Source organism: Pseudomonas sp. BF-RE-22, assembly GCF_019956155.1.
Taxonomy (GTDB): domain Bacteria; phylum Pseudomonadota; class Gammaproteobacteria; order Pseudomonadales; family Pseudomonadaceae; genus Aquipseudomonas; species Aquipseudomonas migulae.
Window position 1 is genome coordinate 42,718 of sequence record NZ_JAHBDD010000028.1, and the last position, 15,648, is coordinate 58,365.

Below are 15,648 nucleotides of genomic sequence, written 5' to 3' on the forward strand. Positions count from 1 at the left end.
TTAAAGGAGTGCGGCACATGTCAAAAGGGCATTCGCTACAAGACCCTTACTTGAATACTTTACGTAAAGAGAAAGTTGGGGTGTCCATCTACCTGGTCAACGGGATCAAACTGCAAGGCACGATCGAGTCTTTCGACCAGTTCGTTATCCTGCTGAAGAACACCGTCAGCCAGATGGTTTACAAACACGCTATCTCTACAGTGGTGCCGGTTCGTCCAATTCGTCTGCCTAGCGCAACCGAATCCGAAGCAGGCGACGCTGAGCCAGGTAACGCCTGATAGGAGTCTCCTTTGTTCTTTGAGCGCCACGGTGGTGGTGAGCGAGTGATCCTCGTTCACTTGGATGGACAGGACCCTGAGGCGCGCGAAGATCCGCAGGAGTTTCAGGAATTGGCTAATTCGGCCGGCGCCGAGACCGTTGCGTTTTTTAACGTGCCGCGTCATCGGCCAACCGCCAAATTCCTGATCGGTAGCGGCAAGGTCGAGGAACTGCGCGACCTGGTCCATGCCGAAGAAGCCGATCTGGTGATCTTCAATCACACGCTTACGCCCAGTCAGGAACGTAACCTCGAACGTGTTTTCGAGTGTCGCGTGATCGACCGTACCGGTCTGATTCTCGATATTTTCGCCCAGCGCGCCCGTACCCATGAAGGCAAGCTCCAGGTAGAACTGGCCCAGCTTGACCACATGAGCACCCGGCTGGTTCGTGGCTGGACTCACCTTGAGCGTCAAGGTGGCGGTATCGGCATGCGTGGCCCGGGTGAAACCCAGCTGGAGACCGACCGTCGCTTGCTGCGGGTTCGCCTGCGACAGATCAAGGGCCGACTGGAAAAAGTGCGCAGCCAGCGCGAACAGTCGCGACGTGGCCGTACGCGTGCGGATATCCCTACCGTGTCTTTGGTGGGGTATACCAACGCCGGCAAATCCACGCTCTTCAATAACGTGACGAAATCCGACGTGTACGCGGCTGACCAGTTGTTTGCCACGCTGGACCCGACCTTGCGCCGTCTGGAGCTGGCCGACCTGGGGCCGATTGTCCTGGCCGACACCGTGGGTTTCATTCGTCACTTGCCCCACAAGCTGGTCGAGGCATTTCGGTCTACGCTCGAAGAGTCGAGCAACTCCGACCTGCTGTTGCACGTGATCGATGCGGCCGAACCGGATCGCATGTTGCAGATCGAGCAGGTGATGGTGGTGCTGGGCGAGATTGGTGCCCAGGACTTGCCGATCCTCGAGGTCTATAACAAACTCGATTTGCTTGAAGGCGTTGAGCCACAGATCCAGCGCGACGAAAGCGGCAAGCCTCAACGGGTCTGGTTGTCGGCGCGTGATGGCAGTGGTCTGGAATTGCTCGAACAAGCCATTGCCGAGTTGCTGGGCAGTGAGATGTTTATCGGTACCTTGCGCTTGCCGCAACGATTCGCTCGACTGCGTGCGCAGTTCTTCGAACTCGGGGCGGTACAGAAAGAAGAACACGACGAAGAAGGTGTCAGCTTGCTGGCCGTTCGATTGCCGCGCTCGGAGCTCAATCGGCTGGTCAGCCGTGAAGGCGTTGTGCCGACAGAGTTCATCGAACAACACACTTTGCAATAAAAGCCTGAGAAAGCGGTTGTGCCGCGGTGACAGGCATTCTGTAGCATTGGTCGGCGCGCCGTGGGTGCGTCTTTGCTTTATCAGATGGAGAGCGCTATGGCTTGGAATGAGCCGGGTGGCAACTCGAATAATCAGGATCCTTGGGGTGGCAAGCGTCGCAATAACGGCGACCGCAAGGGACCACCGGATCTCGACGAGGCCTTCCGAAAGCTGCAGGAAAGCCTGAATGGGTTGTTCGGTGGTGGTAAGAAACGCGGTGATGACGGCGGTGGTCCGGGCAAGAGTGGCGGCTTTGGCGGCCTGCTCGGCATCGGCCTGGTCGTGTTGGCGGCAGTGTGGCTGTACAGCGCGGTCTATGTAGTCGACGAGCAGGAGCAAGCCGTGGTGCTGCGCTTCGGCAAGTACTACGAAACCGTCGGCCCGGGTCTGAACATCTATTTCCCGCCGATCGATCGCAAGTACCTGGAAAACGTCACGCGTGAGCGTGCGTACACCAAGCAGGGTCAAATGCTGACTGAAGACGAAAACATCGTCGAAGTACCGCTGACCGTGCAGTACAAGATCAGCAACCTGCAGGACTTCGTGCTGAGCGTCGATCAGCCGGAAATCAGCCTGCAGCACGCGACCGAAAGTGCCTTGCGCCATGTGGTGGGTTCCACCGCGATGGACCAGGTGCTGACCGAAGGTCGTGAATTGATGGCCAGCGAGATCAAGGAGCGTCTGCAACGCTTCATGGACACCTATCGCACCGGCATCACCGTCACCCAGGTCAACGTACAGAGCGCAGCGGCACCGCGTGAAGTACAGGAAGCCTTCGATGACGTGATCCGCGCCCGTGAAGACGAGCAGCGTTCGCGCAACCAGGCTGAAACCTATGCCAACGGCGTCGTGCCGGAAGCCCGTGGTCAGGCCCAGCGCATCATCGAAGATGCCAACGGCTACCGTGACGAAACTGTCTCGCGCGCCAAGGGTGAGGCCGATCGCTTCACCAAACTGGTCGCCGAGTACCGCAAGGCACCTGAAGTCACCCGCCAGCGTCTGTACCTGGACACCATGCAGGAAGTCTTCAGCAGCACCAGCAAGGTTCTCGTGACCGGCAACAAGAATGGCCAGAGCAATCTGCTGTACTTGCCGCTGGACAAGATGGTCGAAAGTGGTCGCAACACCAGCACTTCGGTGACCGGTGCGGCAGCCACCAGCAATGAAGCGAATGCACGTGCGGCAGCTGATCTGCAGCAACAGCCTGCACGTACCAGGGAGAGTCGCTGATGAGCAATAAATCGCTGATCGCCCTTATTGTCGGCGTCGTCGTGGCGATCGCAGCCTGGAACTGCTTCTACATCGTGGCTCAGACCGAGCGTGCGGTGTTGCTGCAGTTCGGTCGCGTGGTTCAGACCGATGTTCAGCCGGGCCTGCATGTGAAAGTGCCTTACGTTAACCAGGTGCGCAAGTTCGACTCGCGCCTGATGACGCTGGATGCGCCGACACAACGCTTCCTGACGCTGGAAAAGAAAGCAGTCATGGTCGATGCCTACGCCAAGTGGCGCGTGAAGGACGCTGAGCGTTACTACACCGCGACTTCCGGCCTCAAGCAGATTGCTGACGAGCGTCTTTCCCGTCGTCTGGAATCGGGCCTGCGTGACCAGTTTGGTAAGCGCACGCTGCACGAAGTGGTGTCTGGTGAGCGCGATGCGCTGATGACCGATATCACCGCTTCGCTGAACAAGATGGCGGAAAAAGAGCTGGGCATCGAAGTGGTCGATGTTCGCGTCAAGGCCATCGATCTGCCGAAAGAAGTAAACCGCAGTGTGTTCGAGCGTATGAGCTCCGAGCGTGAACGTGAAGCTCGCGAGCACCGCGCCAAGGGTAACGAGCTGGCAGAAGGCATTCGTGCCGACGCCGATCGTCAACGCCGCGTGCTGCTGGCTGAAGCCTATCGTGAATCCGAAGAGGTTCGCGGTGATGGTGATGCCCAGGCCGCTGCGATCTACTCCAAGGCCTACGGCCAGGATCAGGAGTTCTACGGTTTCTACCGTAGCCTGCGTGCCTACCGTGAAAGCTTCGCGAACAAATCCGACGTCATGGTCCTGGACCCAAGCAGCGACTTCTTCCGTTACCTGGAAAAAGCCAAGCCTTGATACGACGTTGACCTGAATCATCCCCCGCCTGGCGGCTAAAGCCTCGGGCGGGGTGATCCTTTGGGAAAACGTGTGTATGATGCGGCAGCCGGGAAATTCCCGGCTTTTTTGCGTCTGCACGTTTGATTGCTGTTGTTTATGCAGGCGCCCGAGTTGAATGACTCGACAGGTTTTTCGAGGAAAGTGATTGGCGAAGCTTATTTTCAGGCTTTTCGCCGCGTTGTTTATGGGTGGCTTGTAAACAAAGCCGATCATTTTCTGCTTCACTCAAGGCTCGCCCATAGGCTTGCCGCCCGGACCATAGGGGAATGGCGTAATGGCAACGGTAGACCGCTGGCTGCTGCCAGATGGCATCGAAGAAGTACTGCCACCGGAAGCGGCGCGCATTGAAGTCGCGCGTCGTCAGGTGTTGGATCTGTTCCAGAGCTGGGGTTACGAGTTTGTCGTGACTCCCCATATCGAGTACCTGGAATCCTTGCTGACCGGCGCGGGCCAGGACCTCGATCTGCGTACCTTCAAGGTCATCGACCCGCAATCGGGCCGGCAGATGGGTTTCCGTGCCGACATCACGCCGCAAGTGGCGCGCATCGATGCGCATACCCTGCGTCGCGAAGGTCCGAGCCGTCTGTGCTATGCCGGCAGCGTACTGCACGCTCAGCCACGCGCCTTGTCGTCCTCGCGCAGCCCGATTCAACTGGGCGCCGAGTTGTACGGCGATGCCAGCCCGAGCAGCGACGTGGAAGTCATCAGCCTGATGCTGGCCATGCTGCAACTGGCCGACGTGCCGGAAGTGCACATGGACCTCGGTCATGTCGGCATCTACCGTGGCCTGGCCCGCGCGGCCGGTTTGTCCGGTGAAGTTGAACAACAGTTGTTCGATGCGTTGCAACGCAAGGCCATCGACGAGGTCATTACCTTGACCGAAGGTTTGCCTGCCGATCTGTCGGGCATGCTGCGTGCGTTGGTCGATTTGTGTGGCGGCCGTGAAGTGTTGAGCGCTGCTCGCGAGCGTCTGGCGAATGCGCCGGCGCCGGTTTTGGCGGCACTGGACGATTTGCTGGCGATTGCCGAGCGTTTGTCCGTGCGTTTCCCGGAACTGCCGCTGTATTTCGACCTGGGCGAGTTGCGCGGCTACCACTACCACACCGGTGTGGTGTTCGCGGTGTTCGTGCCGGGCGTTGGTCAGTCCATCGCTCAGGGCGGTCGTTACGACGACATCGGCGCTGACTTCGGTCGCGCTCGTCCGGCAACCGGCTTCTCTACCGATTTGAAAACCCTGGTGACCCTGGGGCGTGCTGAAATCGAGCTACCGTCTGGCGGTATCTGGATGCCTGACAGTACGGATGCAGCACTCTGGCAGCAGGTTTGCCAGTTGCGCAGTGAGGGTCAGCGTGTCGTTCAGGCATTGCCTGGGCAACCTTTGGCCGCCGCCCGTGAAGCGGACTGCGACCGGCAATTGATTCAGCAGAACGGGCTTTGGCAAGTATCGCCACTGGCTTCTTGAGTTTTCCTGCCGGCCCTTGGCCGGCACCAAGTTTGCGCGAATGAGGACAAGTGTTATGGGTAAGAATGTCGTAGTCCTGGGCACCCAATGGGGTGATGAGGGCAAAGGCAAGATCGTTGATCTGCTGACCGAACATGCTGCCGCCGTAGTGCGCTATCAGGGTGGCCACAACGCTGGTCACACCCTGGTGATCGATGGCGAAAAAACCGTCTTGCACCTGATCCCGTCGGGCGTGCTGCGCGAAGGCGTGCAGTGCCTGATCGGTAACGGCGTGGTGGTTGCACCTGACGCTCTGCTGCGGGAAATCATCAAGCTGGAAGAGAAAGGCGTACCGGTGCGTGAGCGTCTGCGTATCAGCCCGTCCTGCCCGCTGATCCTGTCCTTCCACGTTGCGCTGGACCAGGCCCGTGAAAAGGCCCGTGGCGAGCTGAAGATCGGTACGACCGGTCGCGGCATCGGCCCAGCCTACGAAGACAAGGTTGCGCGTCGTGGCCTGCGTGTCGGCGACCTGCTCAACATGCCGCGCTTTGAAGACAAGCTGCGTGAACTGGTGGATTACCACAACTTCATGCTGGTGGGTTACTACAAAGAGCCGGCCATCGAGTTCGAAAAGACCCTGGCCGAATGCAAAGAATACGCTGAGCTGCTCAAGCCGCTGATGCTGGACGTGACGGCCGAGCTGCACGACCTGCGTCGCGCCGGCAAAGACATCATGTTTGAAGGCGCCCAAGGTTCGTTGCTGGACATCGACCACGGTACCTACCCGTACGTGACCAGCTCTAACACCACCGCTGGCGGCGTTGCTACCGGTTCGGGTGTTGGCCCGATGTTCCTCGACTACATCCTGGGCATCACCAAGGCTTACACCACGCGTGTAGGTTCGGGTCCGTTCCCGACTGAACTGTTCGACGAAGTCGGTGCACACCTGGCCAAACAAGGTCACGAGTTCGGTGCGACTACCGGCCGTGCCCGTCGTTGTGGCTGGTTTGACGCTGTTATCCTGCGTCGCGCTATCGATGTGAACAGCATCTCGGGCATCTGCCTGACCAAGCTGGACGTACTCGACGGTCTGGAAACCATCAACATCTGCGTCGGCTACAAAGATGCCGAAGGTAACGCTGTTGCCCCGACTGACGCTGATAGCTACGTGGGTCTGCAGCCTGTGTACGAAGAAGTGCCGGGCTGGACCGAGTCGACCGTGGGTGCCAAAGCCCTGGAAGAGCTGCCAGCTAACGCACGCGCCTACATCAAACGCGTCGAAGAGCTGATCGGTGCGCCGATCGACATTATTTCGACGGGCCCGGACCGCAACGAAACCATCGTTCTGCGTCACCCGTTCGCTTAATAAGTCGTTGATGTAAAAAACAAAGGGCCCTTAATCGGGCCCTTTGTCGTTTATGCCTGTTGGACGGCATGACCTTTGCTGTGATCTTCATTAAGAGCGCGTCTTCTGGCGTGCCATCAATTTAATGGCGTCAATGCAGAGGGATATCAAGTGTCGGCGGTTCTCTCATTGTTACAAAGCCGTCTATTGCGGCCTGTGTTCGTTACCCTTGGTATCGCCCTTTTGGTGCAGGTGCTGGTGGCTGTTGCTCTGACGCGGAGCACAGTGACTGCGCTGGAAGCTGATTTAGGTGTGCGCCTGGGTGCCGACAGTCAAAAACTTTCCGGCGAGCTGGAGCAGGCGGGACGCGAAGTCACGTCGAGCCTCGACAACCTCTCCACCAGCACGCGTCAGCGCCTCACGGCCGGTTTGTCCTCGCGGCTGAAGGACGAGCAGGTGCAGCTGCGTGCGACCCTGGAAAAGGACCTGAAGGACTCCGCCAATGATATGGCGCAGCTTCTTGCTTCCGTCGCGCCCCGCGCCATGTGGGACAGTGACGTTCCCACCCTGTCCGAATTCGCCCGCCGGGCCCAGCGCAATCCCAACGTGTTGTTCGTGATCTATGACGACGCAACGGGGCAGCACCTGACGCGCTACCTCAACCGCGAAAACCCGATCAACAAGGCCCTTCTGGAGAAAGGTCAGGGCGAGCGTGCGCTGGATAAAGTGCTGGATGCGGCGAAAAACGATCCATCGGTCTACTACGTCGAAGCTTCGATCAACCCTAATGGCGTGGAAATCGGCAAAGTGTTGATGGGTGTCTCCACCGCCTCGGTTGAAACCGATCTGGTGGCGCTGGACAAGCGTTTCTCGGCACTGATCTCCAGTAGTGATCAACTGGTCGGCGACAGTCTCAAGGGCGCGGCGGCTGATAGCGCCACGGCGATGCGGGCGCGTCTGACGTCTGCTCAGTCCACCGCTTCGGAAATGAAAGCCAACACCACCAGCACCGTGCAGGAAGCCGCGGCGACCTTGCGCTGGCGCATCGGTATGGGCCTGGCACTGGTCGGTTGCGGTGTGCTGCTGTTGCTGGCGGTCGTTTTGGGTCGGCGTGTAGTCAATCGCTTGAAGCTGCTGATTGCCGCGATGGACGACCTGGCGGCGGGCGAGGGCGACCTGACCAAGCGCGTGCAGATCAACAGCAAGGACGAAATCGGCGACATGGCCTCGGCGGTCAATCGCTTTGTGGATAAGTTGCAGCCGATCGTGCGCGAAGCGGGCGATGTGGCCCAGCGTACTGGCGTGGAAATCGGCGCCATGACCCTGCGTAACGCCGGTGCCGATGCGGCGGCGGGCATGCAGCGTGACGAAGTGGCCGAAAGTTTGCGCGCCTTGTCGCAAATGGCTGATGAGGCCCAATCTGAAAGCCACGCCATGCAGGCAGCCTTGAAGCAAGTGGTGGATATCCGTTCGGCCACCGATGAAAACACCCGGACCTCGGCGAAGGTCGGCAGCCTGATCGAAGCGTTGGCCGGGCAAGTCGATACCGGCGCGAAAGTCATCGAGCGACTGGCGCAGCAAAGTGAGCAGATTGAAGTGGTGCTGACCGTGATTCACGGGATCGCCGAGCAAACCAACCTGCTGGCACTGAACGCTGCCATCGAAGCGGCGCGTGCCGGTGAGACAGGTCGCGGCTTTGCCGTAGTGGCGGACGAAGTGCGGGCACTGGCGAGCAAGACCCAGAGTTCCACGGGCGACATTCAGGCGCACATCGTGGCGTTGCAGCAAGGTGCGCGTGAGGCGGTGGAAGTGATCGGCCAGGCCGGGCGTCAGGCCAGCGAGGGTTTGCTGGTGTTGCGTGACAGTGCGCAGTTGCAGCAATCGGTGCAGGTGTCGGTCGAGCAGGTGCATGCTGCGATAGGTCTGGCGACGCAAGCAGCGGCTCATCAAGCGCAAGGTGCGCAAGCGGTGCGGGGTCGGGTTGAAACCATTCATGCGCAGGCTGAGAAGGCGGCTCAGGCGGTGGTGGAAACCACGGCCAGCGGCAAAGTGCTGGATGGCCTGGCGGCGCAGTTGAAGGCGAGCCTGGGGCAGTTCAGGGCTTAAGATTTGTATTGGCGGGTCTGACGCCTTCGCGGGCAAGCCTCGCTCCTACTTGGATTACGCGATCCATTGTAGGAGCGAGCGGTGCGGCGATCCGACTTGCCCGCGAAGCTTTTCAACGGCTCAAATACATCCGGGTTGTTAACAGGTACACGGGCAACCCCGACACCAATATCAACAACGCCGCATAAGGCGCCGCCGCCGCAAACTCCACATTCGCGGTATGCGCCCAAACCTCTGTCGCCAGCGTATTGAGCCCGGTCGGACTCAGTAGCAGCGTCGCCGTCAGCTCCTTCATCGCATCCAGAAACACCAGCGCAAACGCCGCGCCCAGCGCCGGGAAGATGATCGGCAGCGTCACCCGGCAAAACGCGCTGAACGACGAGGCGCCCAGCGTTCGAGCCGCCTCTTCCAGCTGCGGAGCGGCCTTGTTCAGTGCCGTGCGAATCGGTGCCTGCGCCAACGGTAGAAACAGCAGCGCATAAGCGATCAGCAGCAACGCCGACGTTTGGTACAGCGCCGGCACATAGTGCAGGGCGAAATACACCAGCGTCAGCGCAATCACCAGCCCTGGCAGTGCATGCAACAAGTACGGCAAGCGCTCGGCCCAGATCGCCAGTTGGCCTTTGTAGCGCACCACCAGCAGTCCCACAGGCACCGCCAGCACCAGGCACAGCGCGGCGCCACCCAGCGAAAGCGCAAGGGACGACAGCAGCGCCTCGCTGATCGCCGCCACCGGAAACGCTGCCGACGAACCTACCGCCAGCCAGTACACCAGCATCCCCAGTGGAATGCCGCTGCCGATGATCGCCAGTGCCAGACAGTAAATCTGCCCAAGGGTCGCCCAAGGTCCCAGCTGCACCTGTTCCGCCTGTCGCGCCGCGCCCTGGCCGGTGCGCACGTGCCGCCCCTTGCCGCGGGCTCGCAGCTCAAGCCACAACAGCATCAGGCACAGCGCGAGCAAAACAGCGGAAAGCATCGCTGCATTGGCATTGCTGAATTCCAGTTCGAATTGCTGATAGATCGCCGTGGTGAACGTCTGCAAGCCAATAATCGACAGCGCGCCGAACTCAACGAGCATGTGCAATGCGATCAGCAGCGAACCGGCGAGCAGCGACGGCCACAGCAGAGGCAGGGTGATCCTGAAAAACACGCCCCAGCGATTCTGCCCGAGCGTGCGCGCGGACTCTTCAAGCGAGGGATCGAGATTGCGCAGGGTCGCTGCCACCGGCAGAAAAATCAGTGGGTACTTGGACAGGGTCATCACCAGAATCGCCCCGCCCAAACCCTCGAAGTGCGCGCTCAGCGAGACCCAGGTAAAGCTGCTGACAAACGCCGGCACCGCAAACGGCAAGCACAGGATCACGCCCCACAATCGACGGCCTGGCAGATTGCTGCGTTCCAGCAGCCAGGCCAGCGACAAACCGATCACGCCACAGGCGACCGTTACGCCGACCATCAGCTCCAGGGTGTTGCGCAGCAAGCCAAACACGTAGGGCCGCCACAGCAAATGCAGTGCCTGGGCCCAACCGGCCTGCCAGGTCTTGAGCCCGACATACACCAGCGGCAATACGCTGAGCAGTACCAACAGCAAAACCGGCAGCAGCAGCCAGATCGACGGCCGCTTGCGCCGTGGCACGTAGCTTCCGCGCACGGCTGGGGCAGATAGCGGTGCGCTCATCAGTTCAAGCCAACGTCGCGTTCCAGGTCCAGGGCTTCTTCGGCGTTGCCGAGGTCGGCTGGCGTGACTTTCGGTGCTTCAAGCTCGCTGAACGGCTTGAGGCCGCGATCCGATTCCATGCCTTTGTGCAGCGGGTATTCGGCGGTGGTCTGGGTGATCACGCGCTGACCTTCTTCGCTGGCCATGTAGGCGAGGAATTGCTGAGCTTCTTTTGGATGTTTGCTGGACTTCAGCACGGCTGCACTGGAAACGGTGATCAACCCGCCGACGTCGCCGCCAGTGAAGTAATGCAGTTTCGAGTCGAGCTGGCCTTTTTCGCGTTGCAGGGCGAACCAGTAGTAGTTGTTCACCAGCACGGTCGCGACTTCGCCGTTCTCCACGGCTTTCAGGGCGACCATGTTGTTGCTGTAGGTCTTGCCGAATGCGCGCAAGCCGGTCAGCCATTCTTCAGCTGCATCCATGCCGTGCACTTTGATGATTGCCACGGCCTGTTCCTGGAACGCGCCGCTGGTGGGCACGAAGCCAACCTTGCCTTGCCATTTCGGGTCGGAGAATTCCATCACCGATTTGGGCAGGTCTTTTTCATCGATCAGTTTGGGGTTGAACGCAACCACGCGGACTCGTGCGGTGATGCCGATCCAGGTGCCATTGCCGGCGACGTAGTCTTTTGGCAGCACGGCGAGGGTGGCTGCGTCGGTTTGTGCCAGCAAGCCTTGCTCGCCGAGTTTGTTCAGCGGTGGCGATTCTTCGGTGTAGATCACGTCGGCCGGGGAACGATCGCCTTCTTCGACGACCTGGCTGGCAAGCTGGTTGCTGCTGCCTTTGCGCACGTTGACGTGGATGCCGGTCTTGGCTTCGAAAGCTTTGGCGACGGCGTCGCCGACTTCCTTGTGTTGACCGTTATAGAGTGTCAGGGAAACTGGATCAGCAGCCTGGGTGAGGGGGGTAGCGAGTGCCAGGCCGAGCAGGGTGATGGTCAGGCCGCGGCGCAGGGTATTTCGAAACGTCATTCGCAGGGTTCCTCACTGTCGCATTGCAAAAACTTGAAACAATGATAAACGATATTGTTTCTCAAGTGCGCCTTGCGGAGTGTGGCCTGACTCCTGTAGGAGCGAGCCTGCTCGCGATGGACGTGAACGATGACGCGTGCTGTCTGGCTAAACGGGGCGCCTGTGAGTTCATCGCGAGCAGGCTCGCTCCTACAGGGGTTGTGTGGTTTTTCGAATGCCAGAAACGCAAAAACCCGCTTTCGCGGGTTTTTGTGAAATTCCAGAGCAAGCTCTGAAATTTGAATTGGTGCCCAGAAGAAGACTCGAACTTCCACGACCGTAAGGTCACCAGCACCTGAAGCTGGCGTGTCTACCAATTTCACCATCTGGGCATAATCTTCAGCGTTGCCGCTGTTGATGTGGCGCACTATACGGAGAGCAGTTTGATCTGTAAACCCCTGATTTGGTTTTAATAAATCAGAACCGTAGAATGCAAAAAACCCGCTTTCGCGGGTTTTTGTGCGAGCCTTGAAATTGATCTAATCTCAAGCTCTGAATTGGTGCCCAGAAGAAGACTCGAACTTCCACGACCTTGCGGTCACCAGCACCTGAAGCTGGCGTGTCTACCAATTTCACCATCTGGGCAGTATCGGCAACGTCTCCGTCGTCGATGGCGCGCACTATACGGAGCGTCTTTTTAACTGTAAACCCCCAGCGTCAAAAAAACCTGGAAAATTTTACCAGCGGCATTTAAATCAGCTTTGCGCTGTCGATAAAGGGCTTTAGATGGGCTCTCGTAGCCTGAAATTTCCCGTTTCATTACGCCTATGCCAAACTAACCCGCATATAGACAAGGTGAAAACTCTCTAATGGCCGATTGGCAGTCCCTCGATCCCGAGGCCGCTCGTGAAGCGGAAAAATATGAAAACCCTATTCCTAGCCGCGAACTGATCCTTCAGCACCTTGCTGATCGGGGTTCGCCTGCTAACCGCGAGCAACTGGTCGAAGAGTTTGGTCTGATCACAGAAGACCAGATCGAAGCCCTGCGCCGCCGCCTGCGCGCCATGGAGCGCGACGCTCAACTCATCTATACCCGTCGTGGCACGTATGCGCCGGTGGACAAGCTCGACCTGATCCTGGGCCGCATCAGCGGTCACCGTGACGGCTTCGGCTTCCTGGTCCCGGACGACGGCAGTGACGACCTGTTCATGAGCCCGGCGCAAATGCGTCTGGTGTTCGATGGCGACCGTGCGCTGGCCCGTGTTTCCGGTCTGGACCGTCGCGGTCGTCGCGAAGGCATGATCGTCGAAGTGGTCTCCCGCGCTCACGAAACCATCGTCGGTCGTTACTTCGAAGAGGGCGGTATCGGCTTCGTGGTGGCGGACAATCCGAAGATCCAGCAAGAAGTGCTGGTTACGCCGGGCCGCAATGCCAACGCCAAAGTCGGTCAGTTCGTCGAAGTGAAGATCACTCACTGGCCGACGCCACGCTTCCAGCCGCAAGGCGACGTGGTCGAAGTCGTGGGCAACTACATGGCGCCGGGCATGGAAATCGATGTCGCCCTGCGCACTTACGATATTCCGCACGTCTGGCCTGAAGCGGTCTTGAAAGAAGCCGCCAAGCTCAAGCCGGAAGTTGAAGAAAAAGACAAAGAGAAGCGCATCGACCTGCGCCATCTGCCGTTCGTGACCATCGACGGTGAAGATGCGCGCGACTTCGATGACGCGGTCTACTGCGAAGCCAAACCGGGCAAGCTGCGCCTGTTCTCCGGTGGCTGGAAGTTGTACGTGGCGATTGCCGACGTTTCCAGCTACGTGAAAATCGGTTCCGCGCTGGACAACGAATCCCAGGTTCGCGGCAACTCCGTTTACTTCCCGGAGCGCGTAGTGCCGATGCTGCCTGAGCAGCTGTCCAACGGCCTGTGCTCGCTGAATCCACATGTCGATCGTCTGGCCATGGTCTGCGAGATGACCATCTCCAAATCCGGCGAGATGACCGACTACTGCTTCTACGAAGCAGTGATTCACTCCCATGCCCGTCTGACCTATAACAAGGTCAGCACCATGCTGGAAACGCCGAAAGTTACCGAGGCTCGCCAGCTTCGCGGCGAATACACCGACGTTCTGCCACACCTCAAGCAGCTGTATTCGCTGTACAAGGTGCTGTTGGCGGCCCGTCATGTGCGTGGCGCGATCGATTTCGAAACGCAGGAAACCCGGATCATCTTCGGTTCCGAGCGCAAGATTGCCGAAATCCGTCCGACCGTGCGTAACGATGCACACAAGCTGATCGAGGAATGCATGCTGGCGGCCAACGTGGCCACTGCCGAATTCCTGAAGAAGCACGAAATTCCTGCGCTGTATCGCGTCCACGATGGTCCGCCACCGGAGCGTCTGGAAAAACTGCGCGCCTTCCTTGGTGAACTCGGCCTGTCCCTGCACAAAGGCAAGGACGGCCCGTCGCCGAAGGATTACCAGGCCTTGCTGGCAAGCATCAAGGATCGTCCGGATTTCCACCTGATCCAGACCGTCATGCTGCGTTCGCTGAGTCAGGCGGTGTACAGCGCTGATAACCAGGGCCACTTCGGCCTGAATTACGAAGCCTATACCCACTTCACTTCGCCGATCCGCCGCTACCCGGACTTGCTCACGCATCGGGCGATCCGCAGCGTCATTCATTCGAAAATGGACACCCCGCACGTTCGCCGTGCTGGCGCGATGACCATTCCGAAGGCGCGCATCTATCCGTACGACGAAGCCGCGCTGGAGCAGCTCGGCGAGCAGTGCTCGATGAGCGAGCGCCGTGCCGACGAAGCGACCCGCGACGTGGTGAACTGGCTCAAGTGCGAGTTCATGAAAGACCGCGTGGGCGAGTCGTTCCCGGGTGTGATCACCGCCGTGACCGGTTTTGGCCTGTTCGTCGAGCTGACCGATATCTACGTCGAAGGCCTGGTGCACGTCACCGCGCTGCCGGGCGATTACTACCACTTCGATCCTGTGCATCACCGCCTCGCCGGTGAGCGCACCGGTCGTAGCTTCCGCCTTGGCGACACCGTTGAAGTGCGCGTGATGCGCGTCGACCTCGACGAGCGCAAGATCGACTTCGAGATGGCTGAAAAAACCATCAGCGCGCCGATCGGCCGCAAGAAGCGCGGGCATGAAACGGCTGCTCCTGCGGCCAAAACCGCCGCAGAACCGGCGCCGGCGAAAACCGGCCGTCGTCCTGCTAAGGAAAAGGCTGTCGAGGCCTATCGCCCGAGCGATGCCGCGGCGAAAAACGCCGAGCTGCGCAAAAGCCGTGAACTGAAGCAGGCGTTGCTGTCTGAAGCGAAAAGCGGTGGTAAAGCGGCGTCTGGGGGAAAGACCGGACGGTCGGCGCCTGACAAGGCCACCGGCAGCAAGCCAAGCAAACACCGTAAAGGCCCGCCAAAAGCGGGCTCGGCCCCAGCCAAAAGCGGCGGGGCGCGTAAACCTAAGGCCAAGTCATGAGTCAGTTGGAAAAAATCTACGGCGTGCATGCGGTAGAAGCATTGCTGCGTCACCACCCGAAACGCGTCAAGCAGATCTGGCTGGCGGAAGGCCGCAGTGATCCGCGGGTTCAGACGCTGATCGCGCTCGCGGCCGAAAACCGCGTGGCCGTCGGCAATGCCGAACGTCGCGAGCTGGATGCCTGGGTTGAAGGCGTGCACCAGGGCGTGGTGGCGGACGTGAGTCCGAGCCAGGTCTGGGGCGAGGCAATGCTCGACGAGCTGCTCGATCGCACCGATGGTGCACCGCTGTTGCTGGTGCTCGACGGCGTGACCGATCCGCACAACCTTGGCGCTTGCCTGCGTTCGGCCGATGCGGCCGGTGCGCTGGCGGTGATCGTGCCGAAAGACAAGTCGGCCACGCTGACTCCAACGGTGCGAAAGGTTGCGTGTGGCGCAGCGGAAGTGATTCCGTTGGTCGCCGTGACCAACCTGGCGCGTACGCTTGAAAAGCTCAAGCAGCGCGGCTTGTGGGTTGTCGGTACGGCGGGCGAAGCCGAGCAGAGCTTGTATCAGCAAGACATGACCGGGCCGACCATCCTGATCATGGGCGCGGAAGGCAGCGGCATGCGTCGCCTGACCCGCGATCTTTGCGACTACCTGGTGCACCTGCCGATGGCCGGCAGCGTCAGCAGTCTCAATGTGTCCGTGGCCACCGGTGTCTGCCTGTTCGAGGCCCAGCGCCAACGCAGCGTAAAAGCCGCCACTGGCAAGAAGCCCTGACACTCCCTTGTAGGAGCCGGCTTGCTGGCGATCCAGGCGACGCGGTCCATCTGACAGACCGCGTCGCC

The 15,648-nt window shown here is 59.8% G+C and carries 11 protein-coding genes and 2 tRNA genes; 9 read left to right on the forward strand and 4 right to left on the reverse strand.

Going from position 1 to position 15,648, the window contains the following annotated elements; genetic code table 11:
• The first annotated feature begins 17 nt into the window (after positions 1 to 17).
• The 7 genes from hfq (at position 18) to KGA82_RS15845 (ending at position 8,664) form a co-directional block, all read left to right on the forward strand.
• Entirely contained in the window at positions 18 to 278 is a 261-nt protein-coding gene (gene hfq / locus KGA82_RS15815) for an RNA chaperone Hfq (RefSeq protein WP_007902656.1), read from the forward strand.
• A gap of 12 nt (positions 279 to 290) precedes the next feature.
• The gene (gene hflX / locus KGA82_RS15820) at positions 291 to 1,592 is read left to right on the forward strand and encodes a ribosome rescue GTPase HflX (RefSeq protein ID WP_008035321.1); all 1,302 of its coding nucleotides are present in this window, start codon (positions 291 to 293) and stop codon (positions 1,590 to 1,592) included.
• A 96-nt stretch (positions 1,593 to 1,688) separates the two neighbouring features.
• Positions 1,689 to 2,861: an FtsH protease activity modulator HflK gene (hflK, locus tag KGA82_RS15825; RefSeq protein WP_008035322.1), complete on the forward strand. Its 1,173-nt coding sequence runs from the start codon at positions 1,689 to 1,691 to the stop codon at positions 2,859 to 2,861.
• Complete coding sequence (hflC, locus tag KGA82_RS15830) at positions 2,861 to 3,730, forward strand: protease modulator HflC (RefSeq protein ID WP_008035323.1); 870 nt, start codon at positions 2,861 to 2,863, stop codon at positions 3,728 to 3,730. Before hflK ends, hflC begins: the two co-directional genes overlap by 1 nt.
• Before the next feature lie 316 nt (positions 3,731 to 4,046).
• Entirely contained in the window at positions 4,047 to 5,234 is a 1,188-nt protein-coding gene (locus KGA82_RS15835; protein WP_008035324.1) for an ATP phosphoribosyltransferase regulatory subunit, read from the forward strand.
• Between the two features lie 55 nt (positions 5,235 to 5,289).
• A complete protein-coding gene (locus KGA82_RS15840) occupies positions 5,290 to 6,579 on the forward strand; it encodes an adenylosuccinate synthase (RefSeq protein WP_008035326.1) in 1,290 nt (429 codons plus the stop codon).
• Between the two features lie 150 nt (positions 6,580 to 6,729).
• Positions 6,730 to 8,664, forward strand: coding sequence for a methyl-accepting chemotaxis protein (locus KGA82_RS15845; RefSeq protein ID WP_192226926.1), 1,935 nt, complete (start codon positions 6,730 to 6,732; stop codon positions 8,662 to 8,664).
• Positions 8,665 to 8,776: 112 nt separating this feature from the next.
• Here the strand turns inward: KGA82_RS15845 and KGA82_RS15850 are convergent, their stop codons facing one another.
• From KGA82_RS15850 to KGA82_RS15865, 4 genes are all read right to left on the reverse strand, one after another.
• Positions 8,777 to 10,342, reverse strand: a complete 1,566-nt coding sequence (locus tag KGA82_RS15850; RefSeq protein WP_223451148.1) for an ABC transporter permease — start codon at positions 10,340 to 10,342, stop codon at positions 8,777 to 8,779.
• Entirely contained in the window at positions 10,342 to 11,352 is a 1,011-nt protein-coding gene (locus KGA82_RS15855; protein WP_223451149.1) for an extracellular solute-binding protein, read from the reverse strand. Before KGA82_RS15855 ends, KGA82_RS15850 begins: the two co-directional genes overlap by 1 nt.
• Before the next feature lie 284 nt (positions 11,353 to 11,636).
• Positions 11,637 to 11,723 (reverse strand) — tRNA-Leu (locus KGA82_RS15860).
• Positions 11,724 to 11,889: 166 nt separating this feature from the next.
• Positions 11,890 to 11,976: transfer RNA gene (locus tag KGA82_RS15865), tRNA-Leu, on the reverse strand.
• A gap of 224 nt (positions 11,977 to 12,200) precedes the next feature.
• Here KGA82_RS15865 and rnr point away from each other — a divergent pair.
• Both rnr and rlmB read left to right on the forward strand, forming a co-directional pair.
• A complete protein-coding gene (rnr, locus tag KGA82_RS15870) occupies positions 12,201 to 14,819 on the forward strand; it encodes a ribonuclease R (protein WP_223451150.1) in 2,619 nt (872 codons plus the stop codon).
• Complete coding sequence (gene rlmB / locus KGA82_RS15875) at positions 14,816 to 15,580, forward strand: 23S rRNA (guanosine(2251)-2'-O)-methyltransferase RlmB (RefSeq protein WP_192226930.1); 765 nt, start codon at positions 14,816 to 14,818, stop codon at positions 15,578 to 15,580. Before rnr ends, rlmB begins: the two co-directional genes overlap by 4 nt.
• Positions 15,581 to 15,648: the final 68 nt, after the last annotated feature.

Bases quoted from the DNA above. Each gene is read 5' to 3' on its own strand.
- hfq (WP_007902656.1), top strand. From the start codon at position 18: ATGTCAAAAGGGCATTCGCTACAAGACCCTTACTTGAATACTTTACGT.
- hflK (WP_008035322.1), top strand. From the start codon at position 1,689: ATGGCTTGGAATGAGCCGGGTGGCAACTCGAATAATCAGGATCCTTGG.
- hflC (WP_008035323.1), top strand. From the start codon at position 2,861: ATGAGCAATAAATCGCTGATCGCCCTTATTGTCGGCGTCGTCGTGGCG.
- KGA82_RS15835 (WP_008035324.1), top strand. From the start codon at position 4,047: ATGGCAACGGTAGACCGCTGGCTGCTGCCAGATGGCATCGAAGAAGTA.
- KGA82_RS15840 (WP_008035326.1), top strand. From the start codon at position 5,290: ATGGGTAAGAATGTCGTAGTCCTGGGCACCCAATGGGGTGATGAGGGC.
- KGA82_RS15850 (WP_223451148.1), bottom strand. From the start codon at position 10,342: ATGAGCGCACCGCTATCTGCCCCAGCCGTGCGCGGAAGCTACGTGCCA.
- KGA82_RS15855 (WP_223451149.1), bottom strand. From the start codon at position 11,352: ATGACGTTTCGAAATACCCTGCGCCGCGGCCTGACCATCACCCTGCTC.
- rnr (WP_223451150.1), top strand. From the start codon at position 12,201: ATGGCCGATTGGCAGTCCCTCGATCCCGAGGCCGCTCGTGAAGCGGAA.
- rlmB (WP_192226930.1), top strand. From the start codon at position 14,816: ATGAGTCAGTTGGAAAAAATCTACGGCGTGCATGCGGTAGAAGCATTG.